This window comes from Nocardiopsis valliformis DSM 45023 (assembly GCF_000340985.1).
Lineage (GTDB): Bacteria > Actinomycetota > Actinomycetes > Streptosporangiales > Streptosporangiaceae > Nocardiopsis > Nocardiopsis exhalans.
The window spans coordinates 163,475-189,794 of record NZ_ANAZ01000004.1; the positions used below are offsets into that span (position 1 = coordinate 163,475).

The window sequence follows — 26,320 nt, forward strand, 5'->3', positions numbered from 1 at the left end:
ATCCGCATATAGAAATTAGTGACCGGTCTCTCAGTGACTCCGAGAGACCGGCACCGACGACGGAGGAGGACACGACACGTGGCGAGTGACAGCCTGCAAGGCCTGACCGACCTGGTCACCGAACTCGACACCCGGCTCGCGGAGGCGGACAAGCGGCTGGACCGCGAGTACCCCGGGACCAACGGCGGCCGCCAGCCGGTCCACAGCGTCTACGTGCCCGCCGACCGCATCCAGCCCGGCCTCGCCGCCGCCTGGGGCGAACAGGCGATCGCGGCCCTCGACGAGTACGCGCCCAAGGCCGCGGACCTCGCCGAGATCACCGGACTCAGCGAGACCGCCGTCGCCGACGCACTCCCGCTGGTACGAGCCAAACTCACCCGCGAACCCATCGAGGACCTGCGCGCCGACTTCGAGGACGGCTACGGGGCCCCCGGTGACGAGGCCGAGGACGCCCACGTGCTCGCCACCGCGAACGCGTTCGTCTCGGATCTGAAGCAGGGGACGGCCACCCCCTACTTCGGTATTCGGATGAAGGGCATGGAGGCGGCCGGGCGCCACCGCGGCGTGCGCACCCTCACTCTCTTCCTGCAGACCCTGCTGGAGGGGCACGGCTCCCTGCCGGACAACCTCGTGCTCACCCTGCCCAAGATCACCTCGGTCGAGCAGGTCGAGGCGATGGTGTGGGTCAGCGAGCGGCTGGAGGAGCGCTTTGGGCTGCCCGCCGGGCGGCTGCGGTTCGAGCTCCAGATCGAGACCCCCCAGTCGATCCTGCTCACCGATGGCACCGTGTCCGTCGCCCGCATGATCCAGGCCGGTCAGGGCCGGGTCACCGCCCTGCACTACGGCACCTATGACTACAGCGCGGCCTGCGGGATCACCGCCGCCCACCAGAGCCTGGCGCACCCGGTGGCCGACTTCGCGAAGTCGGTCATGCAGGTGGCCGCGGCCGGTACCGGCGTGTGGATCTCCGACGGCGGCAGCAACATCCTGCCCACGGGCACCCCCGAGGACGTGCGTTCCGCGTGGAACCTGCACGCGGGCCTGGTCCGCCGCTCCCTAGAGCGCGGCTTCTACCAGGGCTGGGACCTGCACCCGGGCCAGCTGCCCATCCGCTACCTGGCCACCTACGCCTTCTACCGCGAGGCCTTCGCCCCCGCGGCCGCGCGGCTGAAGGCCTACCTCGGCCAGGCAGGCGGCAATGTCATGGACGAGCCCGCCACCGCCCAGGCCCTGGCCTCGGTCCTGGCCAGCGGTCTGCGCTGTGGCGCGCTCGAGGAATCCGAGGTCGTTGATGCCTCCGGTGCCGACGCCGGTACCATCGTCGGTCTGGCAACCCGCCGTGTCGGACAGGAGCAGTGAGTTGACCGAACACGCACTCGTCGTCCGCGCCCGCCGCGCCCTCACCCCCGAGGGTGAGCGCCCGGTGAGCGTGGTCATCGACGACGGACGGATCACCGAGGTCCTCACCGGGGACGACGCCCCGGTCCAGACCGAGCGCGAGCTGCGCCTGGCCGAGGACGAGGTGCTGCTGCCCGGGCTCGTGGACAGCCATGTTCACGTCAACGAGCCGGGCCGCACCGAGTGGGAGGGGTTCGCGAGCGCCACCCGCGCCGCAGCCCTGGGCGGGGTGACCACCCTGGTGGACATGCCGCTGAACAGTGTTCCGCCCACCACCAGCATCGAAGGCCTCAAGGCCAAACGCGCCGTGGCCGAGGGCAAGCTCGCCGTGGACGTGGGCTTCTGGGGCGGAGCCGTCCCGGAGAACAGCGGTGCCGGCACCACCGGCATCCTGTCCGACCTGTGGACCGAAGGCGTCTTCGGGTTCAAGGCGTTTCTTTCGCCCTCTGGTGTGGACGAGTTCGGCCACCTGTCCCCGGAGCAGCTGCACACCGCGGCCACGGCCATCCACGCCTTCGGCGGCAGACTGATCGTGCACGCCGAGGACCCCGCCGTCCTGGACTCCGCACCCGCCGCCTCCGGGCGCGACTACGCGGACTTCCTGGCCTCCCGCCCGGACGAGGCGGAGCACGCGGCGATCGCCCTGGTCATCGACACCGCTCGCCGCACCGGGGTTCGCGCGCACATCCTGCACCTGTCCAGCGCCTCCGCGCTGCCCCTGATCGCCCAGGCCAAACAGGAAGGCGTGCCGCTCACGGTGGAGAGCTGCCCGCACTACCTGACCCTGGCCGCGGAAGAGATTCCGGCGGGTGACACGAGTTACAAGTGCTGCCCGCCCATTCGCGACAGCGCCAACCGCGACCTCCTCTGGAGGGCGCTCCAGGACAGTCTGATCGACTGCGTGGTCAGTGACCACTCACCGAGCACCCCGGACCTGAAGGACCTGGACACTGGCGACTTCGGCACCGCCTGGGGCGGCGTCGCCGGACTTCAGGTAGGCCTGCCCGCCATGTGGACCGAGGCCCGTTCCCGCGGCATCGCCCTCGCCGAGGTCGTCCGCTGGATGTCCGCGGAGCCCGCCCGCGTCGCCGGCGTGCCCGGCAAGGGCTCGATCGCCCCGGGCCTGGACGCCGACCTCACGGTCTTCGCCCCGGAAGAGACGGTCCGCATCGAAGCCCGCTCCCTGGCCCACCGCAACCCGGTGAGCGCCTATGACGGCGCCGACCTGTTCGGCCGGGTCCGCCGCACCATCCTGCGCGGATCTGACATCGGACCGGAGAGCACCAACGGCCGGATGATCACCCGGGGCTAGTTCCCCGAACCGTTCACGGGCGCCCCGCCGATGTGGTGGGGTGCCCGTTCGGTTGTGCGGGGGAGGAGCTAGTGCAGGTGGGATAAGTCGTCAAAGTGCCGTCCTCCAAGCCCCGGAGCACGGTATCGGCCCCCTGTTCCGAAGATGATCTTGCTACCAGGAGCGAAATGGGCGCTGAACTTGCTACTGGTAGCAAGATCATCGGGGGATGGGGTGGTTTCGAGGCCCGGGCTTGACCCAGGGGGAGCACCGCAGAGGGCAACCATCGGGCGGCGGGAAATCGGGCGGCGGGAAATCGGGCGGCGGGAAACAGGTGAACGGGAGCGGGGAGCCCGAGAGCCCGGCAGCCAACCCGGACCCTCTGCGGCAGCCAAACCTGGGTTCCCCTTCATGTGTTTCATGGGGACACGTGGAGGGGCGGGCACGCTGACGCGTGCCCGCCCCGGTCTCTTGGCGCTGGTCAGACCTGGGCGGACTGCCAGCGGTTACGGAGGTCTGTTTCGCCCGCTTCGGTGAGGGAGCCGTAGACGTTCAGGCGGGCGATGCCGCCGTCGGGGAAGACGTCGGTACGGATGTGGGTGACGGTAGCAGGGGCATCCAGGACGAAGCGGTGGGCGCTGTCGGGCTGGAGCCTGGTGCGGCCCACGAGCTCGAACCACTCGCCGTCACCGTCGCGGCCCAGGATGGTGACCCAGCCCGCCGAGTTGCCCTTGAGGTAGGCGGTGTCCAGCTCGATGGCGCGGACGGAGGCCTGGGCGGTCAGGCGGAAGCGGACCCAGTCGTTACCGGTGTCGCGGCGGCGGCGGTTCTCCCAGCCGTCGTCCATCTTGTGCGACCGGCCGGGCTGGATGATGTTCTCCGGCGAGGAGTAGAAGCGGTCCGACGCGTCCTCGACGGTGCCGCCGTTGACCAGGGCGGCCAGGTCGAAGCTGCCCAGGGTGGAGAGCCAGGTGGGGTCCGCGACCGGCTCGCCGTACACGCGCAGGCGCGCTACGCCCCCGTCGGGGAACTGCTTGAGGCGCAGGTGGGTCCAGCGGCGCCGGACATCGACCTTGAACCCGTTCTCCGCGTGCCCGTACACCGGAGTGCGGGGGACGATCTCGGTCCACTCGGCGGCGAGGAGCTCGTCGGTGGTGGGGGTGCCCTCGACGTGCGCGACCTCGACGCTGACCTCGGTGGGGTGGTTGCCGCGGAAGTGCGCGGTGTCCACCACGAGGCCGCGGATGATCCCGGGCAGAGCCAGGCGGACCAGGGCCCAGTCGTGGTCCTCGGCGGTGGGGTGCGGCTGCTCGGCGCTCACGCCGCGGCGGCGGCGGGTCTCCCAGCCGTCCATGACCTTGCCCTTGTGCCCGAAGTGGTGCGGGTCGAACACCGCGGGCTCTGTGCGGAGCAGGTTCTCGCGCTCGGCGAAGAACTCGTCGTTGGCGGCCACGACACCGGCGCCCAGGCGGCGGTCGGCGAGGTCGACCAGCCCGGAGAAGTCCAGTTCGGTCTTCTTGAAGTCACCGTAGGGGTCCCCACCCGGGTAGGGCTGGGCGTTGTAGGCGCGGGGGTCGAAGGACGGGGCCTGGCTCACGTTTCTCCTGTCGGTCTCTGTGGTGGGACCTTTCCAGGTTCGCAGGAGAAACCGATTAATTCCAGCGAAAGTTTTTGATCACTATGTTCGCTTTGGCTGAACAATCGGGTTGCTCAGATGCGCGGCGGCCTCGGCCAGGGCCTGGAGGGCGAGGGCGATCTGCGGGCGCTGACCCGAGCCTGAGCGAACCGCGGTGACCACGTGGCGGCGCGGTTGGTCCGTGTGCGGGATACGCAGCGCGACCCCCGGTGTCTCCTGGGCGGCTGCCAACCGGGGGATCAGCGCCACCCCCATGCCCGCCGCCACCATGTCCAGGATCGCCCGCCAGTCGGAGGCCACGTGCGCCTGCTCGGGGGCGAACCCCGCCTGGGCGCAGGCCGCCAGAGTGATCTCCCGCCAGGGCCCCGACGCCCCGTAGATCCACGGCTCCTCGGCGAGGTCGCGCATCCGCAGCGCCGGGGTGGTGGCCAGCCGGTGCTGGGCGGGCACCGCCACGTCCAGGGGGTCGGTGAGCAGTTCGGCCCGGTCGTAGCGGCCGTCGGAGCCGGTCGGTGCCTGCGCGGCCAGGGACAGGCCGATGTCGATCTCCCCCGCGGAGAGCAGCTCGTACACCTCGGCCGCCTCGGCCTGGTGCACCCGGGTGCGCAGCCCCGGGTGGGCCGTGCGCAGGGCGTTCAACGCGGGTACCACCAGCCCGGGGATGGCGGTGGCGAAGGTACCCACGCGCACGCGCCCGGACTCGCCGCGCACGTACCCGTCCAGCTCGGCCTCGGCCCGCTCCAACTGGGCCAGCACCACGTCGGTGTGCCGCAGCAGCACGTGCGCGGCGTCCGTCAGCCGGACCCGCCGCCCGTGCGCCTCCAGCAGCGCCACCCCCACCTGCTGGGACAGCGACGACAGCTGTTGGGAGACGGCCGAAGGCGTCATCGAAAGGGCCTCGGCGGTGGCGCGGACGGTCCCGAGCTCTTCGAGGGTGCGGAGTACGCGCAGCTTGCGCAGGTCCCAGTCGGTCACCCTCACAGACATACCATTCACCTTCGCTTAACAGAAAGCGGGGCGGGCGCACGGTTACGGTGCGCCCGCCCCTGGGGGAGTACGGAGAGGTCAGGTCCGTTCGGGGTGCTCGGTCCCCTCGCGCCCGCTCTCCTGCGACGACGAACCGCGGTAGGTCGCGCCCGCCTGGTCGGTGTACTTGGCCTCACCGGGCCCGGCGCTGCCGATGTCCGCTTGGTCGATCTCGGCGGGAGAAGAGGCGGGGCCGCGGCCGATCACGTTGAAGCAGATGTTCAGCAGGATCGACACGATCGCCGCACCGATGATGCCCGAGTGCGCGATCAGCTCGACTGACTCCGGCAGGAACTTGTAGAAGGTCGGGTAGGCGAGCGGGATGATCGCCACGCCCACCGAGGCGGCCACCAGGATCAGGTTGAGGTTGTTGGTGAAGTCCACCTTGGCCAGGGTCTTGATGCCGCTGGCCGCGACGCTGCCGAACAGCACCAGGCCGGCACCGCCCAGAACCGGGGTGGGGATGGCGGCCATGACCCCGCCGAGCACCGGGAACAGGCCAAGGACCAGCAGGATGCCCGCGCCGGTGGCGACCACGTAGCGGCTGCGGATCCCGGTCAGCGCGAGCAGGCCGATGTTCTGCGCGAACGAGCTGGTGGGGGTGGCGCTGAAGATCGGACCGATGATCGAACCGCTGACGTCGGCGCGCAGACCGGCGGAGATGCGCTTGGCGTCGACCTTGGAACCGGTGATCTCACCGACCGCGATGATGTGCGAGGCGCCCTCGGTCAGGACCACGAGCATGATGATGCACATGGTGATGATCGCGGCGATCTCGAACTGCGGCGCGCCGAAGTAGAACACCGAGGTCGGGTTGAACACGAAGTCGGCCTCGCCCACCCGGCTGAAGTCGGCCATGCCGAGCGGGATCGCGACGAGCGTGCCCACGACCAGGCCGAGCAGGATGGACAGCCGCCCCCAGATGCCGGGGAAGAGGCGGGAGCCGACGAGAATGACGGCCAGGGTCAGCCCGGCCAGGGCGAGGTTGCCCAGGGGAGCGGCCGGGACCTCGCTGCCGTCCTCCAGGACACGGGTGGAACCGTCCATGATCCAACGGGCGGCCACCGGCATCAGGCTGACGCCGATCACCGTGATGATCGTGCCCGTGACGATCGGCGGGAAGAAGCGGATCAGCTGCCCGAAGAAGGGGGTCAGCAGCAGGGCGAACACACCCGCGGCGATCGACGCGCCGAAGGCCACGGGGAGGTTCTCGCCGTTCTGGCCGGCGGCCAGGGCGGTGATGGCGCTGACGGGGACGAAGGAGCAGGCCACCACGATCGGCATCTGCGCGCCGATCCGCTTGTGGCCGACGGTCTGCATCAGGGTGGCGATACCCGCCACCAGGAGTGCGCCGCTGACGAGGATTCCCATGGCGGCGGGGTCGTTCGCGAGCCCAGCGGCGGCGCCGATGACGAGTGCCGGTGCCACCGCACCGGCGTACATGGTGAGGATGTGCTGGAGCCCGTAGACGAGCATGAGCCGCAGGGGCAGCTTCTCGTCCTCGGGACGAGTGGGGGTCGTGGCGTTTGTTGTGGCCGAGTCCTTCGCGGACGGACTGTTCGACATGGCCAGTTTCCAGCCTTCGGGTTGTTGGCCACCACGGGGGTGACCGGGTTCTCCGGGCGGGTGCCCGGTGGTGTCGCGCCGGCCCTGGCTGATCGGAACGCCTGTTTTCAGGCATGCCAAAGGCCGGTGTAGCCCAGTTCTGGGTGGGCAGGCGAGGGAGACCTCGGGTGGGTGCCCCGGCCGCGGTCGATCCACGTTTGAGTCGGTTCCGGGGTAGAGAGTCCCGAAGACTTCGTGTATCCGAAGCCCTCGAGTTCCCGGAGTCTCGACCGATCACGGGTCCGACCGGTTCGGGGCGGAGAATCCGGGGCCCGGCCGCACGCACGGGCCCCGGTGTTCAGGGAGCTCGAAAGAGCGCGGGGGAGGGCCCGGGCGAGCGCGCGGCACTCACCGGGGCCATCACCCGGAAGGGGCTAGACGAAACCCGGAACGGCCTTCCAGGCGTCGCCCGCCTCGGGGGCGTCGTCCCGCTCGACCGTCGCCTCGATCTTGCCGTAGGGGCGGTCGGCGGCGAAGAAGACCTCGTTGGGGTTGTCCAGGTCGAAGGAGGACAGGTCGACCAGGAAGTGGTGCTTGTTCGGCATGGAGAACCGGATCTCGGCAATCTCCGGGTGGGCCTCCAGGACGGCGGTGCCCATCGCGTACAGCGTCTGCTGCAAGGCGAGGCTGTGCGTCTCGGCGAAGGCCTCCAGGCACAGGGCCCGGACGGAGGCGTACGACTTGTCGAAGTCGTGCTCGGTGCCGACGTAGCGCCAGCGGGCGGTGACGTCGGTGGCCAGGATCCGATCGTTGGTCTCGGGGAGCGTGGTGTACCGGGTCTTGGGGTACCCGTGGAACTCCGAGCCGGTGGACTTGAGGACGGTCAGGCCCTCGAAGCCGGAGACCACCCACTCCTTGTCGCCGTCCTTGTTGACGACGGTGGTGCGGGTCTCGGCGCCGTTGCGGGAGAAGGCGTGGTCGTGCGGGCCCTTCGCGGTGGCGATCCGGTCCCAGGAGTACTCCTGGATCTCCTGGCGGGCGCCGTACACGTACTCGTGCTCGTCCACGAAGTGGCGGGCCAGACGCAGCGCGAAGTCCTCGATCGCGCCGACGCCGCCCCACTCACGGGCCTTGGCGTAGACGGTGTTCTTCTGGGTGTCGGTCGGCAGGCACTTGCTGTTGTCGCCGACGGTGTGGACTTCCTCAAGGTCGCCGCGCAGCTGCGAGGTGACGTTGATGTCCTTGATCTGGTGGACGGCGGTGTCGCGCTTGACGTGGACGAGGCGGACCTCGGCCTTGCCGTACTGGTTGTCTCCGAGCTTGATGCCCATCAGGGTGAACTCCATCCGTGTGGATTCGGTTTCATCGCTTGCGCCGCGCTTTGCGTTCGCGTCGGTGCGCTGTGCGTATGAGGGAGGACCGCTGTGGTCATGCGGAAGGACCTGTCACGCACTCGAAGAGGTTGAGATGTTTCAGCTGGTGGTGGGGCCTTGGCTGCTCCTGGCCGATGGGGTGGGGTACCGGGCGCTCGCTGGCTGGGGACCGGCTACGAGCCCCGGTAGGTCGAGTAGGCGAACGGGCTCAGGAGCAGCGGTACGTGGTAGTGCTGGTCCTCCTCGGCGAGGTCGAACACGATGCTGACCTCGGGGTAGAACCCCTTCTGTCCGCTCGCCTCGAAGTAGGACCCGGTGTCGAAGACGACCCGGTAGTACCCCGCGGAGAGCTGCTCGGGCCCCAGGTCGGGCACGCGGCCGTCGCTGTTGGTGCGGCCCTCGGCGACGGTCTTCCAGGAGCTGCGACCGGGGTCGACCGCGGCCTCCAGACGGACCGGAACGTCGCGGGCGGGCTTGCCCAGGGCGGCGTCCAGGATGTGGGTGGTCACGTGGCTCATGCTGCCTCCAGGAGTTTGACCAGGCGGAGTCCGGAGATCTTGCGGAGCTCCTCGCCGACCATGGTCAGCTCGGTGTCGCGGTCGTTGTCCAGCCGGGCGACCAGGTCCGCGAGGAGTTCGCGGCTGCTGCGGCCGCTGGCGCAGACAAGGTAGATCTGCCCGAACCTTCCCTCGTACTCACCCTGCGCGAACGTGAAGATCCGCTGAACCCGGGCGGAGGCGTCGTCGGTGTCGGCGGCGAACGCCGACTGCTCACCGCGCGACCACGCCGACTCGGTGTCCTGTCCCTTGGCCTTCTCCCCGATACGGGGGTGGCGGGCCAGGGCGGTGGCGACCTCGTCGGAGGTGATTCCGCGCGCGTGGCTGTCGGCCCGCGCGATCAGGGTCTCGCGGTCGGAGTAGGGCGCCTCGGACGCGACGGCCTCCACCCAGCGGTCCACGTTCAGGCACTGCGCGAGTTCGGTGCGCAGGTCCTCCTTGGAGAGGGCGTTCAGACGCGCCAGACCCGGGTCGGGGGCGCCCCCCGGCTGGTCCGGGGTGGTCTCGGGCATGTGTTCTCCCGTGGCTCGGCCGGTGCTCGGGCTCCCCGCCGTGGAGGGCAGAGGACCGTCGAACCGGCCTGGGCTTTCGTAGTGCAGATAGCTGATTCCGTATTACGGATTGGAGGGACTCTAGTTGATGACAGTGTGACCTTGTCAACACTGGCAAGGGGGGATCTCGGAAAAACAGTCGAATCTGTGTCTCCGCACAAAGAAATCGCGAAGTTCCTGCGTGCTGGCGAGGTGTAGGGGGTGGTTGGGGCCGTTGCTGTCGGTTCGTGCAGGCGTCGCGCCGGGGTTCGACGCGTGTCCGGCGGGGGTCTGCTGGAGGTCCATCCGAACTTCGGTTCGGCCGGGTGGTTGACAAGCGGCGGTGGCCCACCCCACACTCAAGGCATTCCTTAAAGTGAAAACTACTTTCCGCAATACGGAAGTGGATGTCGGAGGCAACGCATGAGCCACACACTCGGGTACACGGTGAACTGCTCCCTGCTGTTCACCGAGCTCCCCGTCAACGAGCGCCCCCAGGCCGCACGCGACGCGGGCTTCCACGCCGTCGAGTTCTGGTGGCCCTTCGAGACCGCCACCCCGGAGCAGGCGGAGATCGACGCCTTCGTCACCGCCCTCGACAACGCGGGCGTGCGCCTCAGCGGCCTCAACTTCTTCGCGGGCCAGCTCCCCGGCCCCGACCGAGGCGTGCTCTCCCACCCCTCGCGCACCGCCGAGTTCCTCGCCAACACCGCGGTGGTCGCCCAGATCGCCGAACGCACCGGCACCACCGGGTTCAACGCCCTCTACGGCCTGCGCCAGGACGGCGTGGACCCGGCTGAGCAGGACCGGCTCGCGCTGGAGAACACCGTGGCCGCTGCCAACGCGGTCGCCAAGGTCGGCGGCACCGTACTCGTCGAGCCCCTCAGCGGCTCCGACGACTACCCGCTCAAGACCGCCGCCGAGGGCCTGGCCTTTGTCGCCAAGGTCAGAGAGGCCGGGGCCGAGAACGTCGCGCTCCTCGCCGACTTCTTCCACCTGGCCGTCAACGGCGACGACGTGGCCGCCGTGGTCCGCGACCACGCGGCCGAGTTCGGGCACATCCAGATCGCCGACGCCCCCGGCCGCGGCGAGCCCGGCACCGGCGAACTGCCCATCGACGAACTCCTCACCGCGGCTCAGGCCGGCGGCTATCGGGGCCTGGTCGGCCTGGAGTACAAGCCGACCGTCCCCAGCGCGCAGAGCTTCGGCTGGCTGAGCTGACCCCACGGGTCACAGCGGCCCGGCCGAGTCGCGGAGCAGCGCATCGCGTCGCACCGATGCGCGGTGCACCGCGCCGCACGGAAGGCGTAGCACACCGCGACTCACCGGGCCGCGCACACCAGCCGCACCCCGTGGCAGCCACAGCAACAACAGAGCCACAGCAACAACAGCAACAACACGCAGTACTGCGACCACACGCAGCACAGCCACACAGTCACACAGTTGGAAAGGGGCCGACATGGCCGCCAAGAAGATCGCCTTCATCGGTCTGGGCATCATGGGCCTGCCCATGGCCACCCACCTCGTCAAGGCCGGCTACACCGTCACCGGTGTCAACAAGGGCCGCGAGCCCGAGGACGCCCTGGTCGCCGAGGGCGGCCTGCGCGGCGGGAGCATCGCCGAGGCGGTCGCCGACGCCGACATCGTCATCACGATGGTTCCGGACTCCCCGGACGTCGACCTGGTCCTGCGCGGGGAGGGCGGCGTCTACGACAACGCCAAGCCCGGCACCCTCGTCATCGACATGAGCACCATCCGCCCCGACGTCTCCCGCGAGCTCGCCGCGGTCGGCACCGAGCGCGGCTTCCGCGTCCTGGACGCCCCGGTCAGCGGTGGCGAGGCCGGCGCGGTCGAGGCCAAGCTGTCCATCATGGTCGGCGGTGCGCAGGAGGACTTCGAGGCCGCGCGCCCGGTCTTCGACGTCCTGGGCACCACCCCGGTCCTGGTCGGCCCCAGTGGCTCCGGTCAGACCGTCAAGGCCGCGAACCAGCTCATCGTGGCGGGCAACATCCAGCTCCTCGCCGAAGCCCTCGTCTTCCTCGAGGCGCACAACGTGGACACCGAGGCGGGCCTTGAGGTCCTGGGCGGCGGGCTCGCGGGCAGCACCGTGCTCCAGCGCAAGGGCAAGGCCATGCGCGAGCGCGACTTCGCGCCCGGCTTCCGCATCGCCCTGCACGACAAGGACATGCGCATCATCACCGACTCCGCGACCGCCGCCGGTGTGGCGATCCCGCTGGGTTCGCAGGTGGCGCAGTACGTGGCCGCTCTCAAGAACCAGGGGCACGGCGGTCTCGACCACTCCGCGCTGCTCAAGGTCGTCCTGGAGCTCTCCGGCCGCGAGGCCGACTAGCCGGGAGGCAGTGGCCGGACCCCGGCCGCACCGCAGTACCCGTAGCAGAGCAACACCAGCGGTTTCCCCAGCCACAGCAGTCCGTATGACCGGGACGTCGCGTCGTCCCCGGGTGGTGGCCCACCCGGGAGGCAGACGAGCGCGCCGCCCCACCCCTAGCACTCATCTCTGGATGGCCGGGGGACGTCCACCCAGCCAGGACGCCCCCGGCACCCCAGCCACCCCAGCACTGAAGGGTTCGCTCCCATGGCGAAAATGCCCGCGATGAACGCCGTCGTGGAGGTTCTCAAGGACGAGGGCGTCGACACCGCCTTCGGCTGCCCCGGCGCCGCGATCCTCCCCCTCTACAAGGCGATGGAGGACGTCGGTGGTATCGAGCACCTGACCGTCCGCCACGAAGAGGGCGCCACCCACATGGCCGACGGCTGGTCGCGTACGACCGGCAAGGTCGGCGTGGCCATCGGCACCTCCGGCCCCGCCGGAACCAACATGATCACCGGCCTATACACCGCCATCGCGGACTCGGTCCCGATCGTGTGCATCACCGGCCAGCAGCGCACCGACCTGCTCGACAAGGAGGGCTTCCAGGCGGTCGACATCGTCGAGATCGCCAAGCCCGTCACCAAGTGGGCCGTGCAGATCAAGGAGGCGGCCACCGCCCCGTGGATCTTCCGCGAGGCCTTCCGGATCGCCCAGGAGGGTCGTCCCGGCCCGGTCCTGATCGACATTCCGGTAGACGTCGCCCAGAAGATCATCGACTACGACCCCGAGCTGGACGCCGCGCTCAAGATCAACACGGTCGAGCCGCACCTGCCCCGGGTCGAGAAAGCCCTGGACCTGCTGCTGGCGGCCGAGCGCCCGCTCATCCTCGCCGGCGGCGGCGTGATCCTGGCCGAGGCCTCCGACGACCTGCGCGAGCTGGCCGACCACCTCCAGGTCCCGGTCCAGGTCACCCTCATGGGCAAGGGCTCCTTCGACGAGGACTCGCCCCTGTACTCCGGCATGACCGGTGTCCAGACCTCCCAGCGCTACGGCAACGCCTCCTTCCTGGAGTCGGACCTGGTCCTGGCCGTGGGCGCGCGCTTCGCCGACCGCCACACCGGCCAGATCGACGTCTACCGCGGTGAGCGCAAGTTCATCCACGTGGACATCGAGGCCACCCAGATCGGCCGGGTCTTCGAGCCCGACCTGGGCGTGGTCTCCGACGCCAAGCTGTTCATCCAGGAACTGCTGGCCGCCGCCAAGCGCCGCAAGGCCACGGCGAAGGTCGGTGCGTGGATCGAGCGCGTCAACGAGCTCAAGTCCACCCTGACCCGCCGCGAGGACTTCGACACCGTCCCCGTGAAGGCGCCCCGCGTCTACAAGGAGATCAACGAGGTCTTCGACGAGGACACCTACTTCGTCACCGCCATCGGCCTCTACCAGATCTGGGGCGGCCAGCACCAGAAGGCGTACAAGCCGCGCCACTACCAGATCTGCGGCCAGGCGGGCCCGCTCGGCTGGGAGATCCCGGCGGCCATCGGCGTCAAGAAGGCGCTGAAGAACACCGAGCCGGACGCCGAGGTGGTCGGCATCGTCGGCGACTACGGCTTCCAGTACATGGTCGAGGAGCTGGCGGTCGCGGCGCAATACAACGTGCCGTACGTGATCATCATGCTCAACAACGAGTACCTGGGCCTGATCCGCCAGGCGTCCATCCCGTTCGACATGAACTACCAGGTGGACATCCACTACGACGAGTACGGCACCGACAGCGTGAAGCTGATGGAGGCCTACGGCTGCTCCGGCCGCCGCGTCTGGGAGCCCTCGGAGATCCGGGAGTCCCTGGAGTGGGCGCGCAAGCAGGCCCAGACCACCTCCCGCCCGGTGCTCGTCGAGATCATGATCGAGCGCGAGGCCAACACCCCGCACGGCCCGGCGATCAACGCGGTGAAGGAGTTCGAGCCGGTCCCCGGCGAGTAACTCGCGTGGTTCCCCGCAAAGTCCGGTGAGTTCATCGGGTCCGGGCGCATCATCGGGGCCCGGACCCGCCACAGACCGCCACGGGGTCGGACCTGCACCCCGACCCCGTGGCTCAGGCCCCCTCCGCGACCGGCAGGAGGGGGCCTCCACCAACCCCGAGGGGCGGTAACGTTCTTCGCTGGCTCAGTGCCGCCCCTCGGTTCACCCTTGCGGGACTCTCCGGAGCCCATGATCTCTGAAGAGCGGACGATCAGTCTGAGCGCGGCGCCCACCCCTTTCTGGGGCGGGCGCCGCGCTGTTCTTGTTAGCGGCTGGTACGGGTTTGCTCTCCTGAGCTCCCTGGGGGTGTCCTGATGCGCGGTTCAGGTCAGCCGCAGTAGGCCTCTTCCTCGCCGATGATGCGGTAGGGGCAGTCCGCGTAGTCGAGCAGGCGAAGGACGGCCTCCTCGTTGCGGGCGGTTTCGCGTTCGATCACCGACGAGGGCGGATAGAAGCCGCCGCCCCAGGGCGAGCAGGGGTACATCTCGTACGTGTAGTTCACGATGCCCTGGTCGCCCCACAGCCAGTCGTTGATCGAGCCGTCCGTGATGTAGAGGTCACTGGACTGCTGGGGGATGTAGCCGTTGGCCTCGGCCATGTACTCGCCCAGACTCTTGGCGGAGATCGAGGTAAGCCTCGAGACCTGCACGGCGGTCCACCTCGCGGAGAGCAGGCTTGAGAATCTGCGTGCTGGTCGCAGCGGCACGGTTCTGTTGGCCGAAGTGATGGCCGAGTACGACACGGAAGCCTGAGCTTCATGACTACGCCCGGTGTGAGCACGCCTGGACGTGACGGCCTGATGACGGCCCTCTCTGAGGTGACGCGCAAGAGGCAAGAGAAACGCCCGCCCCCTGGCTCCGGGGGCGGGCGTTGAAAAAGGATCTCCGTCGGCGGTACCGGCTCTGCGGCGGTAGGGCTTACCTGCCTGCCGAGGCCTCGGGTGTTGGCCGCACCCTGGGTCCCGCCGACGGCATCCGTATGACCCCCCTAGCACTGAAGGGTTCCCCTCCAGGGTAACCGCTCCCGGCTGTATCTTGAAGTCGAGGTACCTCTTTTGAACGATCATCTAAAATCCGCAGGAAGCGTGCGAATCGCCGCAGTTCAGCGAGGGTCCGTCCCATCATGTGGACAGCGGGTACCGGATTCCGTCGCAGGTCTGCTAGCGTAACGATCGTTATGCTGCGCGAGCTCCTCCTTCTTAGTGGCCGCGGCGGGGATCGTTAAAAGGTCGGCCCCTCGCCGCGGGACTTCGGCTTGCCGTGTCGACCACGACATCACGCGCCACACTTTTCCCGAGGAGCTACACCGTTATGGTGCCGCAGCAGAAGACCAGCCCCATGCCGTTCCACCGTTACGAGCCCTTCGCTCCGGTGGACCTGCCGGACCGCACCTGGCCCACGAAGACCATCACCGAAGCGCCCCGCTGGCTGTCCACCGACCTGCGTGACGGCAACCAGGCGCTGATCGAGCCGATGGACTCCGCCCGCAAGCACGAGATCTTCCAGCTGCTGGTCAAGATGGGCTACAAGGAGATCGAGGTCGGCTTCCCCTCCGCCAGCCAGACCGACTTCGACTTCGTCCGGTCGCTGATCGAGGACGACCTGATCCCCGACGACGTACAGATCTCCGTACTGACCCAGGCGCGCGAGGACCTGATCGAGCGCACCGTGCAGAGCCTGGTCGGCGCCAAGCGCTCCACCGTGCACCTGTACAACGCCACCGCGCCCACCTTCCGCCGTGTCGTCTTCCGGGTCGACCGCCAGGCCTGCAAGAACATCGCCGTCGAGGGCACCCGCCACGTGATGCGCTTCGCCGAGCAGTACCTGGGTGACACCGAGTATTTCGGCTACGAGTACTCGCCGGAGATCTTCGTCGACACCGAGCTGGACTTCGCCCTGGAGGTCTGCGAGGCCGTCATGGACGTCTGGCAGCCCGGACCGGGCCGCGAGATCATCCTGAACCTGCCCGCCACCGTCGAGCGCTCCACGCCCAACGTCTACGCCGACCAGATCGAGTGGATGAGCCGCAACCTGTCGCGGCGCGAGCACGTGGTCCTGTCCGTGCACCCGCACAACGACCGCGGCACCGGGGTGGCCTCCGCCGAACTGGCCGTCATGGGCGGCGCCGACCGCGTCGAGGGCTGCCTGTTCGGCCACGGCGAGCGCACCGGCAACGTCTGCCTGGTCACCCTGGGCATGAACCTGTTCAGCCAGGGCGTGGACCCCAAGATCGACTTCTCCGACATCGACGAGATCCGCCGCACGGTCGAGCACTGCACCCAGCTGCCGGTCGCGCCCCGCCACCCCTACGGCGGTGACCTGGTCTACACGGCCTTCTCCGGCTCCCACCAGGACGCCATCAAGAAGGGCTTCACCGACCTGGACGCCCGCGCCGAAGAGGCGGGCAAGGCCGTCGAGGACTACCCGTGGGACGTCCCGTACCTGCCCATCGACCCCAAGGACGTGGGCCGCAACTACGAGGCGGTCATCCGGGTCAACAGCCAGTCCGGCAAGGGCGGCGTCTCCTACATCATGCAGCGCGACCACTCGCTGGACCTGCCGCGCCGCCTGCAGATCGAGTTCTCCCAGGTCATCCAGGGCCACATGGACACCGATGGCGGCGAGTTCCAGGCCGAGAAGATCTGGGACATCTTCTCCGACACCTACCTGGCCGACCAGGGCCCCGTGGCGGTTCTGGCGCACCGCTCCAGCACCGCCGAGGACGGCACCTACACGATCGAGGCCGACGCCCGCGTCAACGGTGAGATCCGCGAGCTGAAGGGCACCGGCAACGGCCCCATCTCGGCCTTCGGTGACGCCCTGGCCGACGTGGACGTCAAGGTCCGGGTCATCGACTACGTGGAGCACTCCATGGGCGAGGACGGCAACGCCCGCGCCGCCGCCTACGTGGAGGCCGAGATCGACGGTAAGACGGTGTGGGGCGTGGGAATCCACAGCAGCATCACCACGGCCTCGCTGAAGGCCATGTGCAGCGCCATCGGCCGCGCCTGACCCGCACCACCTGAACCACACACCCGAATCGCGGCGATTGGCCCGCCGCGACCGGCTGCCCCTGGCACCGAACGAACGGGGCCCGCGACCACGGCTGGAGATCCAGCCCGCGTCGCGGGCCCCGTCCCGTGTCTTCGGGGGAATGAGATCACAGGTACAGGTAGAACCCGCCGCCCTCCCACTGCGAGTACCCGCAGGAGCGGTAGAAAGTGTGCACGTAGGCGTCCTCGGCGGCGAGGAACTGGATTTTGTAGCAGCCCTCCCGCTCGGCGGTCCGCCGCACCTCGTTCATGAGCAGGCGGCCCACACCCCGGCGCCGGTGGGACTCGGACACGATCAGGTTCTCCATGACCAGGCGCGGCCGACCGCCCCGGCTCAGGTTCGGCATGACCACACAGTCCACAGTGCCCAACAGATCACCCGAGTGGTCCTGCGCAACCAGCATGGATCTGCCGCTCTGCGCCTCGATCTCCGCCCAGATCCGGGCGGACCGAGCCGCTGACAGCACGGGGTCCTCCGGGTACATCTCACCGAGGAGTCGCAGGACGTGGGGTAGGTCGGTGCCGGTCGCGGGCCGGATCTCGATGCTCACCCGAAGCACTTTAGCCATCCGTTCTGTGGTGCTGGTCACCCGGCTGGCGGTTCCTTCTCGACCTGCTCCTGGCAATCACCGGCACACTCTCCTCGCCCCTTCGGGGCCGGGCGGTTCGTACCGGAGATGCCCGGCCGCCCGCCCGGCATGACGAGAGCGGGCCGCACCCCCATCGGGGATACGGCCCCGCTCTCGCTGTTCCTCCTGTGTCCCTGCCAGCCGGTGCTGACTACTCCCAGCCGAACTTCTGGGTCCAGGCGAAGTTGGCCTCGCCGACACCGATGGCGACCAGGCCGCAGTTGAGGATGTTGGCCCGGTGACCGGGGCTGTTCATCCACGCGTCCATGACCTGGTCGGCGGTGCGCTGCCCCTTCGCGACGTTCTCGGCGCCCCACGCGTCATACCCGTGCCTGCTCGCACGATCGCCCGGGCCCTCGCCGTCGGGGCTCTCGTGCGCCATGTAGTTACGGGCGTCCATGTCCTCGCTGTGCTCTTGGGCGGCAGCCGTCAGCCGGTCGTCCACGCGCAGCGGGCCGCAGCCGTTCGCGGCGCGCTCGCTGTTGACCAGGGTCACCACGGCCGAGGCGCTGGGACCGCCGGCGGCCTGGTTGCTGCCGCCCCCGCCCCCGTTGCCGCCGCCACCGTTCCCACCACCGGAGCTGTTGCCTCCGCCTCCGCTGCCGCCACCGCCGCGGCCGCCCGCGTCCTCCTCGACCCCAGAGTCTTCGGAGTCCTCGGCGGACGACGAAGCGGTGACCGCGGTGCTCTGCGGGCCGCTGTCCCCCTGGGGTTCAGCGGCTTCGGGCGCGTCGGTGGGCGGTTCGAAGAAGTCGTCGGTGGCCGTGTCGGGAGCGTTGGAGTCGTCGCTGATCGCGCCGCCCACCTCGCCGACACCAGCGGCGGTCGTGCCGTCCGCGGGGTCCGCGTCGTTACCGACTACGGAGAGCACCAGGGCCCCGGCCAGGGTCAGGCCCACCGGGATCGCGGCCATCGCGGCGACCAGCGGGACCTTCCTGGCCTTCTTACCCTTCCTGCGTGGTTCCTCGTGCTCCGAGCGCTGTTCGCGAGCGCTCATTCTGCGCCTGCCTCGGCGACCTCGCGTCATATCGCTCTGCCTTCCGTGCCGGGTGGGGAATAGTTCGGGCACCCCTGTGGGGTGGTCGGGGACCTGGGGTCCCGACGGGGTTCCGCCGCCGGGGTGGGTCTTCCCCGGGTCGGGTCTTCCCGTGCCCATGGCCACGTGAGAAATCAGTGGCTTCGTATCGATCGGGCCAGGTTTACGGTCTCGGTCGTCAGAGCCGCGGGGGAGGGGCGGCGGGACCGAAACCATCAGGCCCTAGCGCGTGAGAGTAGAGCAAATATCCGAAAAAGGGAATCCAAACCGTAATAAACCAGTTCAGGGTGGTGCGCGTCGTCGGGACACCGGGAAACCCGCGTCGGTGGTCCGTACCGGACCGCACGGGACGGTCGGTGCCATCCGCGACAATGGGACCGTGAGTCTCTACCGCGACGAAGGCGTAGTCCTGCGCAACCAGAAGCTGGGCGAGGCCGACCGCATCGTCACCCTTCTGACCCGCCGCACCGGGCTGGTGCGCGCCGTCGGCAAGGGCGTGCGCCGCACCAAGTCGCGCTTCGGCGCCCGGCTGGAGCCGTGCACCCACGTCGACCTCCAGCTGCACACCGGCCGGACCCTGGACGTCATCACCCAGGCCGAGACCGTGCGCTCCTACGGGGCCGCGGTCGTGTCCGACTACGCCCGCTACACCGCCGCCACCGCGATGCTGGAGACCGCCGAGAAGATCGTCGCCGTGGAGAAGGACCCGGCCCTACGCCAGTTCCTCCTGCTCATCGGCGCCCTGCGTACCCTGGGAGAAGGAAGCCACGACTCCCGGCTGGTCCTGGACGCCTACCTCCTCCGGTCCCTGTCCGTGGCCGGGTACGCCCCGGCCCTGACCGAGTGCGCCCGCTGCGGCAGCCGGGGGGAGCACCGTGCGTTCGCGGTCCACGCCGGCGGTATGGTCTGCTCGGTGTGCCGTCCCCACGGTTCCACGCACCCCTCACCGGACACGCTCCGACTCATGTCGGCGCTGCTCGGGGGCGACTGGGACAGCGCGGACGCCAGCGACGGCAAGTACCGCTCCGAGTGCAGCGGGCTGGTCGCGGCCTACCTACAGTGGCACCTGGAAAACGGAATCCGATCACTGCGCCATGTGGAGCGTTCTTGAGTCTGTTCAGCTTCGACAACGGTAAGCGGCGCGAGCGGGACTACACCCCGCCCGTCCCGCACCCCAGCGGGGCCCGGCCCCCGCAGCTCCCTGCCGACCTGGTGCCCCGCCACGTGGCCGTGGTCATGGACGGCAACGGCCGTTGGGCGAAGGAACGCGGCCTGCCGCGCACCGAGGGCCACAAGGCCGGTGAGTCCTCGCTCTTCGACGTGATCGAGGGCGCCCTGGAGATGGGCGTCCCCCATCTGTCGGCCTACGCCTTCTCCACCGAGAACTGGAAGCGCTCGCCCGACGAGGTGCGCTTCCTCCTCGGTTTCAACCGCGACACCATCCGCAACCGCCGAGACGAGCTGCACGCCCGCGGCGTGCGCGTCAAGTGGGCCGGACGCTCCGGGATGCTCTGGAAGAGCGTCATCAAGGAGCTCAAGGACGCGGAGGAGATGACCAAGGACAACACCAGGCTCACCCTCCAGTTCTGTGTGAACTACGGCGGACAGGCCGAGATCGTGGACGCCGCGCGCGAGCTGGCCAGGCAGGCCGCCGCCGGGCAGATCTCCCCGGAGAAGATCACCGAGGACACCCTCTCCCAGCACCTGTACGCCCCGGACGTCCCGCCGGTGGACCTGTTCGTGCGCTCCTCGGGTGAGCAGCGGCTGTCCAACTTCCTCCTGTGGCAGTCCGCCTACGCCGAGTTCGTCTTCCTGGAGACGCTCTGGCCCGACTTCGACCGCCGCGACCTGTGGCGAGCCTGTGAGATGTACGCGAGCCGGGACCGCCGCTACGGCGGGGCAGTACCCAACCCGGTGGAGGAGGAGAAGAAGTGATGGCCGAAGGCAACGGCTCGCAGAAGGCCGCGGACTCCACGGGGTCGGAGTCCCCGCTGATCAGGCCCGGGATGACGCTCGCCTCGCTCGGTGACAGCTTCACCGAGGGCGTGGGCGACCCCTACCCGGACGGCGGCGGTGTCTTCCGCGGCTGGGCGGACCGGCTGGCCGAGCACCTGGCCGACCACACGGGCGGGATCGAGTACGCCAACCTCGCCGTGCGCGGCAAGCTCATCCGCCAGATCGTCACCGACCAGGTCCCGCCCGCCCTGGAGATGGCCCCGGACCTGGTCACCCTGTGCGCGGGCGGCAACGACCTGCTGCGCCCCGCCGGCGACCCCGAGCGCCTGGCCAAGATCCTGGACCACACGGTGGGCCGCCTGCGCGCCAAGGGCAGCCAGGTCGTGCTCTTCACCGGCGTGAACGTGGCCACGGGCTACATGCGCGGCACCATCGGCCTGTTCGCGCGCTACTACATGAACGTGCGCGCGATCGCCGACAAGCACGACTGCTTCCTGGTCGACCAGTGGTCCATGGACGTGCTCACGGACTCCCGTGCCTGGGACGAGGACCGGCTGCACATGTCCCCGGAGGGCCACCGACGCCTCGCCCTGCGCGTGGCCGAGGTCCTGGGCGTGCCCACCGAGGAGCGCTGGGACGCGCCCTGGCCCGAGGCGGACCCGGTCAGCTGGACCGAGGCGCGCCGGGACGACCTGCACTGGGTCAAGGAGTCCCTGGGGCCGTGGATCGGGCGCAGGCTCACCGGTAAGTCCTCGGGTGACACGGTGACCGCCAAGCGCCCCGAGCTCACCCCGCTCACCAAGGACCGCTGACGCCGCTGCCACGTCTGGCGCGACGTTTCCGGGCACACCGCCCATGGTGTGAGCTCAGCCCCAAAAAGCGACAAACCATCTACCTACTGTCGCGTAACCAGGGCCTTGAGTAGCATCATCGAACACCATGAGCGGTGTGCCGACCGGATCTCCCGGTGACCTGAAAAGCAAGGACATTCTGTCCTACGTCGCCCTCGGGGACAGCTTCACCGAGGGCATGAGCGACCACTACCCGGACAGCGACAGCGTGCCCAACGGCCGCTATCGAGGCTGGGCCGACCGCGTGGCGGAACACCTCGCCGACCACGTGCCCGAGGTCCGCTACGCCAACCTCGCTATCCGCGGGCGCCTCATCGCGCAGATCCGCGACGAGCAGGTGCCGCGTGCGGTCGAGATGAAGCCCGACCTCATCACCGTCTGCGCGGGCGGCAACGACATCATCCGCCCGGGCAGCGACCCCGACCAGGTTGTCGAGATCTTCGAGTCGATGATCGGCGACCTGCGCGCCACCGGAGCCCGGGTGGTCATCTTCACCGGCTTCGACACCAACTGGCAGCCGGTCATGCGCCACCTGCGCGGCAAGATCGCCACCTACAACATGCACATGCGCGCCGTCGCCGACAAGTACGGCTGCGACGTCGTCGACGTGTGGAGCATGAAGATCTTCTCGGACGCGCACGCCTGGAACTGGGACCGCCTCCACCTGTCCTCGGAGGGCCACCGGCGCCTGGCCCTGCGCGTGTGCGAGGTCCTAGACATCCCGGTCGACGGCGACTGGAACGAGCCCTGGCCGCCCCCCGCGCCCCGCGACTGGCGCGCCGCCCGCCAGGAGGACCTGCACTGGGCCCGCGAGTTCCTCGTCCCGTGGATCCACCGCCGCCTCACTGGCCGTTCCTCGGGCGACGGCGTCCACGCCAAACGCCCCACCCTGGAACGCTGCGACCCACCGCAGAGCCGGGATCACCACTGACCACGCCGTGCGGCCCTCGACACCGGGGGCCGCACACGTGTGTAGGGCCGGGCCGACTCAGCTGGTCGGGGTCAGGTTCTGGGTGGTGGCCATGTTGACCTTGCTCGGCAGAGGGCTGACCGGCCAGTTGCGTGTGGAACCGCCCGCCGCGTGGATCGCCGTGCGGATGAGGTCCAGGCCCCGGCCCAGCACCCGGGTCGGATCCGTCTCGTCCAGGAGCAGGATCTCCACGGTGATGCTCCGCTCGGCAGCGTCGGTGCTCACGGTGGAGTCGGTGAAGTCGGAGTTCAGCCTTTCGAGTTCGAGCAGTCCGCGCATCACGGCCTCGCCGTGGGCGTGGAACATCTCCGGGGTGGTCGCGGGAGCCGCGGCCAGTTGGAACTGGAGGGAGAGCTGAGTGGCCTTCCTCGCGCTCACACGTCCTCCTTCTGCTCGGGCCGGCACACTCGTCTGACGAAGCGTACGGTCTGATTCCAGTAGTTCGGGTTGGCGGGTGTCAGGTGCACCTGTCTCTGGTGGTTACCGCAGGGGCACTTGATCGTGTAGTAGGTGGGCGGATTCTCGATCCGCCATCCGAGGTCCGAGATCTGCCGGAGCGCCTCCTCGCCCTCCTTCCTCGGATGCTTCCTCCAGTAACCCAACGGGAATCCTTCCCAGATTCGCTCATCGGCGGCGGTTCTGTCGAGAGTGACTGTGCGCACCTTAGCCTTCGTGTACAGAGAAACGGGACAGGTCGCCGGAAAAGGACGGAGGACCCCGCCGACGGCAGGGTCCTCCGGGCGTGCGTTCAGAGCCGGTCAGACGGCGGGGGCGGTGCCGAAGACCGGGTAGTGGTCGGAGTAGTCGTCGTAGGTGTAGTTGCGGCCCCAGGAGCGGACCGTCCAGGCTTCGCTCTTCACGGCCCGGGTCTCGTTGACGTAGGACTGTGGGGCCGCGCTGTTGCGGACGGGCAGGACGTGGTCCAGCTGCTGCGGGTCCCAGTTGGGGTAGTCGTAGCCGGCGATCGAGTTGGTGGTGGGATCCCAGGAGATCGCGTCGCCGGTGTAGGTCGGCTCCACGGCGTCGAGCCGCTTGACCGCCCGGTCCCATTCGGCGCTGCCGCCCACGATGTTCAGGTCACCAGCCACGTAGATCTGCTCGTCGTCGGGGATGGCCTTCTCGTCCAGCAGCGCGACGATCTGGTCCAGCTGGGCCTCGCGGACGCTCTCGTCCTCGCCGCCTGCGCAGGCGCTGTCCTCGGACTGCATGTGCGTGCCCACCACGTGCAGTGGGCCTTCGGGGGTCTCCAGCTCCACGTAGGCGAAGCCCTTGTTGGAGAACCAGTCGGCCCCGCAGGCGCGGGAGAACACGTGCTGTTCGGCGCGGAGGATCGGCCAGACGCTGTGCACGCTCACACCACCGTTGGTGACGGTCTCGTGCCGGAAACCTGTGGTGTGGTCCCAGCCGGAGGTGGAGCGGCCCAGGACGGGTGTGCCGTGCGGGTACTCCTCGGCCAGTCCCGAGCGCAGGCGTTCGGCGCTGGAGTTCTCGAACAGTTCCTGCAGGACCACCACGTCCTGACCGGAGAGGAGGCCGTCCTGGACGGTCAGGTCGGCGCGGATGTCCTGGCCCCAGTTCGGGTAGAGGGCCTTGGGCAGCAGAAAGGCGTTGTGGGTGACGATGCGGGGGTGGGCCGCGTCCTGTTGGACGGAGGGGCCTGGTTCGGCGGAGGCGGGGGAGGCGGACAGGAGCGGGGAGATGAGCAGCGCGGACAGCAGCGCCGCCGTTGTTCGTCTGTACACGAACACAAAGCCTGGACCAGTCACCGCACAGCATGACTACCAGCGGGTAACCATCGGGTGGAGGCCAGGTGCACGCCGATTTCCGTGCGTCAGGATCCCTGGCTCTGTGTAGTGCCCTCGTGCGCACCAGTCCCACGGGCCCACGCACGCTACAGCTATCACAGACGACGAAGGCCCCGCACACACCGTGAAACGAAAAAGGTGTGCGCGAGGCCCGGATGTCGTCGGTCAGGCCCGCTGCGCGGTGCGCAGGGTGCAATTGCCGCAGGTGCCAAATACCTCGACAGTGTGGGTCACCCCGGTGAATCCGTGCTGGGCCCCCACCTCGGCGGCCCACTTCTCCACGGTGGGGCCCTCGATCTCCACGGCCGTGGAGCACGAACGGCACACCAGGTGATGGTGGTGGCTATCGGTGTCGCACGCACGGTAGACGGCCTCGCCGTCGTCGGTGCGCAGCACGTCCACCTCGCCGGAGTCGCTCAGAGCCTGCAGCGCTCGGTAGACCGTGGTCAGGCCGATCTTCGATCCGTCGGCCCGCAGGTCCGCGTAAAGGTCCTGCGCGCTACGGAAACCGGAGGACTCGGTCAGCGCCTGGCGAACCGCATCGCGTCGTGTACTCATGGTGTCACCCTCCCCCGATCAGTCTGGGGCATCGTATCCGCCGGACCCTCCGCAACGGGATGCAGGGGTGCCGGTGGGCGCCGCTTGGTCAGGCGGCGCAGGACCCCGCCGACGAGCACGGCGAGGCAGAAGAACGCCAGGGCGAGCAGCACGATCGTGGCGCCCGGCGAGAGGTCGGAGTAGAAGGCCGTGGTCAGCCCGCCGAGCGAGGAGAGCAGTCCGATCAGGATCGCCAGCCCCATCGTCACTCGGAAGCTGCGGCTCAGCTGCTGGGCGGCGGCGACCGGGACGATCATCAGCGCGCTCACCATCAGCACACCCACCACCCGCATCGCGATCACCACGGTCAGCGCGGCGGTCACCGCCAGCAGGATGCTCAGGAAACGGACCGGGAGGCCGTGCGCCCTGGCCACCTCCTCGTCCTGGCACAGCACGAACAGCTCGCGGCCGAACACCGCCAGCACCGCGACCACGCCGACCGCCAGCACACCCACGATCCAGATGTCCTGCTCGCCAACGGTGCTCACCGAGCCGAACAGGTAGGAGGTCAGGGTGGCGTTGCTCGCCCCCGGGGTCATCCCGATGAGCAGCACACCGCCCGCGATACCGCCGTAGAACAGCAGCGCCAGCGCCACGTCGCCGCTGGTACGCGTGCGCACCCGGACCAGCTCCATCACGATGGCGCCCGCGGTGGCCACGACGGCCGCGGTGAGCACCGGCGAAGTGCTGGTGAGCAGGCCCAGGGCCACGCCGGTCAGGGCGATGTGGCCGATGCCGTCACCCAACAGGGCGAGCCGCCGCTGGACCAGGAAGGTGCCGATGATCGGGGTGACCAGGCCGACCAGCACCGCGGCGATCAGCGCGCGCCGCATGAACTCGTACTGGAGCAGCTCAGTCACGGCGGGGCACCTCGAGTCTGATCATCTCCGACGGCGCGGCAGTGGGCGCGGCGTGCGGATCGGGGTCGTTGGGGTCGGGGTGGGGGTGCTGGTGCTCGTGTCCGGGACGCGCGCACTCCCCGGTGGCCTCGGGCGCTGTGCCGTCGTGCACGATACGGCCGTGGTCCAACACCACCGAGCGCTCGATGACCTCTTCCAGCGGGCCCAACTCGTGCAGGACCAGGACCACGGTGCTGCCGTGGTCGCGCAGGCGGGCGATGGCCTTGGCCAGTGCGCGCTGGTTCTCGGCGTCCACCCCGGCCATGGGCTCGTCCATCACGAAGGTGTCGGGCCGCCCGGCGAGCGCGCGGGCGATCAGCACCCGCTGCTGCTGGCCGCCAGAGAGCTCGCGCACGGCGTTACCGGCCCGGTCGGACAGGTCCACGGCGGCCAGGGCCTCGTCGACGGCAGCGCGGTCGGCCCGGGTCGGCCAGGAGAGCCGGCGGCGCCGGGCGACCTGCCCGGAGGCGACGATCTCGCGCACGGTGGCGGGCACGGCGCCCCCGGCGGTGAGCCGCTGAGGCACGTAGCCGATCCGCTTCCAGTCCCGAAACCGGCGCAGCGGCGTGCCGTGTACGAGGATCTCGCCGGAGCTGAGGGGGACGATGCCGAGCATCGCGCGCATCAGGGTGGACTTGCCCGAACCGTTGGGTCCGAGGACGGCCATGGTCTGACCCACGGGTATCTCGAGGCTGAGGTCGTCGAGGACGGGAACGCCGTCGTAGGCGACTCGCGCGTCGATGGCCTGGAAGGCGGGCGGGGTCTCGGGGCTCAGGGCCCCGTCCTCCGTGAACTGGGCAGACACTGCTTCATTATCG

The 26,320-nt window shown here is 69.3% G+C and carries 23 protein-coding genes and 2 pseudogenes; 10 read left to right on the forward strand and 15 right to left on the reverse strand.

The window, feature by feature from the left end:
* The first annotated feature begins 78 nt into the window (after positions 1-78).
* On the forward strand, positions 79-1,359 hold the full coding sequence (locus D457_RS0105355; protein ID WP_017579616.1) for a DUF6986 family protein: 1,281 nt from the start codon (positions 79-81) through the stop codon (positions 1,357-1,359).
* Between the two features lies 1 nt (position 1,360).
* Positions 1,361-2,710 (forward strand): allantoinase AllB, encoded by a 1,350-nt coding sequence (allB, locus tag D457_RS0105360; protein WP_017579617.1) that lies wholly within the window; start codon positions 1,361-1,363, stop codon positions 2,708-2,710.
* Between the two features lie 460 nt (positions 2,711-3,170).
* On the opposite strand, the gene alc is transcribed toward allB, so the two are convergent.
* The 6 genes from alc to uraD form a co-directional block, all read right to left on the reverse strand.
* A complete protein-coding gene (gene alc, locus D457_RS0105365) occupies positions 3,171-4,286 on the reverse strand; it encodes an allantoicase (RefSeq protein WP_017579618.1) in 1,116 nt (371 codons plus the stop codon).
* A gap of 81 nt (positions 4,287-4,367) precedes the next feature.
* On the reverse strand, positions 4,368-5,312 hold the full coding sequence (locus D457_RS0105370; RefSeq protein WP_017579619.1) for a LysR family transcriptional regulator: 945 nt from the start codon (positions 5,310-5,312) through the stop codon (positions 4,368-4,370).
* Between the two features lie 78 nt (positions 5,313-5,390).
* On the reverse strand, positions 5,391-6,917 hold the full coding sequence (locus D457_RS0105375; protein ID WP_017579620.1) for a nucleobase:cation symporter-2 family protein: 1,527 nt from the start codon (positions 6,915-6,917) through the stop codon (positions 5,391-5,393).
* Positions 6,918-7,330: 413 nt separating this feature from the next.
* On the reverse strand, positions 7,331-8,227 hold the full coding sequence (pucL, locus tag D457_RS0105380) for a factor-independent urate hydroxylase (protein WP_026116356.1): 897 nt from the start codon (positions 8,225-8,227) through the stop codon (positions 7,331-7,333).
* 215 nt (positions 8,228-8,442) lie between these two features.
* Positions 8,443-8,787: a hydroxyisourate hydrolase gene (gene uraH, locus D457_RS0105385; protein ID WP_017579622.1), complete on the reverse strand. Its 345-nt coding sequence runs from the start codon at positions 8,785-8,787 to the stop codon at positions 8,443-8,445.
* On the reverse strand, positions 8,784-9,338 hold the full coding sequence (uraD, locus tag D457_RS0105390) for a 2-oxo-4-hydroxy-4-carboxy-5-ureidoimidazoline decarboxylase (RefSeq protein WP_017579623.1): 555 nt from the start codon (positions 9,336-9,338) through the stop codon (positions 8,784-8,786). Before uraD ends, uraH begins: the two co-directional genes overlap by 4 nt.
* A 441-nt stretch (positions 9,339-9,779) precedes the next feature.
* Here uraD and D457_RS0105395 point away from each other — a divergent pair, with 441 nt between their 5' ends.
* From D457_RS0105395 to gcl, 3 genes and pseudogenes are all read left to right on the forward strand, one after another.
* Positions 9,780-10,577 carry a hydroxypyruvate isomerase family protein gene (locus D457_RS0105395; RefSeq protein WP_017579624.1) on the forward strand — a complete coding sequence of 266 codons (798 nt, stop codon included), beginning with the start codon at positions 9,780-9,782 and terminating at the stop codon, positions 10,575-10,577.
* A gap of 199 nt (positions 10,578-10,776) precedes the next feature.
* Positions 10,777-11,706, forward strand: a pseudogene (locus D457_RS0105400) (2-hydroxy-3-oxopropionate reductase); the annotation flags it as partial.
* A gap of 246 nt (positions 11,707-11,952) precedes the next feature.
* The gene (gcl, locus tag D457_RS0105405; RefSeq protein ID WP_026116357.1) at positions 11,953-13,668 is read left to right on the forward strand and encodes a glyoxylate carboligase; all 1,716 of its coding nucleotides are present in this window, start codon (positions 11,953-11,955) and stop codon (positions 13,666-13,668) included.
* A 367-nt stretch (positions 13,669-14,035) separates the two neighbouring features.
* Here gcl and D457_RS0105410 read toward each other — a convergent pair.
* Positions 14,036-14,323: pseudogene (locus D457_RS0105410) on the reverse strand (zinc carboxypeptidase); the annotation flags it as partial.
* A gap of 694 nt (positions 14,324-15,017) precedes the next feature.
* On the opposite strand from D457_RS0105410, the gene leuA reads away from it, so the two are divergent.
* Positions 15,018-16,718: a 2-isopropylmalate synthase gene (gene leuA, locus D457_RS0105420; RefSeq protein ID WP_017579629.1), complete on the forward strand. Its 1,701-nt coding sequence runs from the start codon at positions 15,018-15,020 to the stop codon at positions 16,716-16,718.
* A 148-nt stretch (positions 16,719-16,866) separates the two neighbouring features.
* Here leuA and D457_RS0105425 read toward each other — a convergent pair whose 3' ends face one another.
* Both D457_RS0105425 and D457_RS0105430 read right to left on the reverse strand, forming a co-directional pair.
* Positions 16,867-17,310 (reverse strand): GNAT family N-acetyltransferase, encoded by a 444-nt coding sequence (locus tag D457_RS0105425; RefSeq protein WP_017579630.1) that lies wholly within the window; start codon positions 17,308-17,310, stop codon positions 16,867-16,869.
* A gap of 229 nt (positions 17,311-17,539) precedes the next feature.
* Complete coding sequence (locus D457_RS0105430) at positions 17,540-18,385, reverse strand: CAP domain-containing protein (protein ID WP_017579631.1); 846 nt, start codon at positions 18,383-18,385, stop codon at positions 17,540-17,542.
* Between the two features lie 418 nt (positions 18,386-18,803).
* Here D457_RS0105430 and recO point away from each other — a divergent pair, with 418 nt between their 5' ends.
* From recO to D457_RS0105450, 4 genes are all read left to right on the forward strand, one after another.
* Positions 18,804-19,535 (forward strand): DNA repair protein RecO, encoded by a 732-nt coding sequence (recO, locus tag D457_RS0105435; RefSeq protein WP_026116359.1) that lies wholly within the window; start codon positions 18,804-18,806, stop codon positions 19,533-19,535.
* Complete coding sequence (locus D457_RS0105440) at positions 19,532-20,359, forward strand: isoprenyl transferase (protein ID WP_017579633.1); 828 nt, start codon at positions 19,532-19,534, stop codon at positions 20,357-20,359. The genes recO and D457_RS0105440 overlap by 4 nt, the downstream gene beginning before the upstream one ends.
* Positions 20,359-21,192, forward strand: coding sequence for an SGNH/GDSL hydrolase family protein (locus tag D457_RS0105445; RefSeq protein ID WP_017579634.1), 834 nt, complete (start codon positions 20,359-20,361; stop codon positions 21,190-21,192). Before D457_RS0105440 ends, D457_RS0105445 begins: the two co-directional genes overlap by 1 nt.
* A gap of 127 nt (positions 21,193-21,319) precedes the next feature.
* The gene (locus D457_RS0105450) at positions 21,320-22,162 is read left to right on the forward strand and encodes an SGNH/GDSL hydrolase family protein (RefSeq protein WP_017579635.1); all 843 of its coding nucleotides are present in this window, start codon (positions 21,320-21,322) and stop codon (positions 22,160-22,162) included.
* Positions 22,163-22,219: 57 nt separating this feature from the next.
* Here the strand turns inward: D457_RS0105450 and D457_RS0105455 are convergent, their stop codons facing one another.
* The 6 genes from D457_RS0105455 to D457_RS0105480 all read right to left on the reverse strand — a co-directional run bounded on the left by D457_RS0105455 (position 22,220) and on the right by D457_RS0105480 (position 26,307).
* The gene (locus D457_RS0105455) at positions 22,220-22,579 is read right to left on the reverse strand and encodes a hypothetical protein (RefSeq protein ID WP_017579636.1); all 360 of its coding nucleotides are present in this window, start codon (positions 22,577-22,579) and stop codon (positions 22,220-22,222) included.
* Positions 22,576-22,803 (reverse strand): hypothetical protein, encoded by a 228-nt coding sequence (locus D457_RS0105460; protein ID WP_017579637.1) that lies wholly within the window; start codon positions 22,801-22,803, stop codon positions 22,576-22,578. The genes D457_RS0105455 and D457_RS0105460 overlap by 4 nt, the downstream gene beginning before the upstream one ends.
* Positions 22,804-22,959: 156 nt before the next feature.
* Positions 22,960-23,943, reverse strand: coding sequence for a sphingomyelin phosphodiesterase (gene sph, locus D457_RS0105465; protein WP_086002184.1), 984 nt, complete (start codon positions 23,941-23,943; stop codon positions 22,960-22,962).
* 228 nt (positions 23,944-24,171) lie between these two features.
* Complete coding sequence (locus tag D457_RS0105470; protein ID WP_017579639.1) at positions 24,172-24,564, reverse strand: Fur family transcriptional regulator; 393 nt, start codon at positions 24,562-24,564, stop codon at positions 24,172-24,174.
* Positions 24,561-25,463, reverse strand: a complete 903-nt coding sequence (locus D457_RS0105475) for a metal ABC transporter permease (RefSeq protein WP_017579640.1) — start codon at positions 25,461-25,463, stop codon at positions 24,561-24,563. The genes D457_RS0105470 and D457_RS0105475 overlap by 4 nt, the downstream gene beginning before the upstream one ends.
* Positions 25,456-26,307: a metal ABC transporter ATP-binding protein gene (locus D457_RS0105480; protein WP_017579641.1), complete on the reverse strand. Its 852-nt coding sequence runs from the start codon at positions 26,305-26,307 to the stop codon at positions 25,456-25,458. Before D457_RS0105480 ends, D457_RS0105475 begins: the two co-directional genes overlap by 8 nt.
* Between the last annotated feature and the right edge of the window lie 13 nt (positions 26,308-26,320).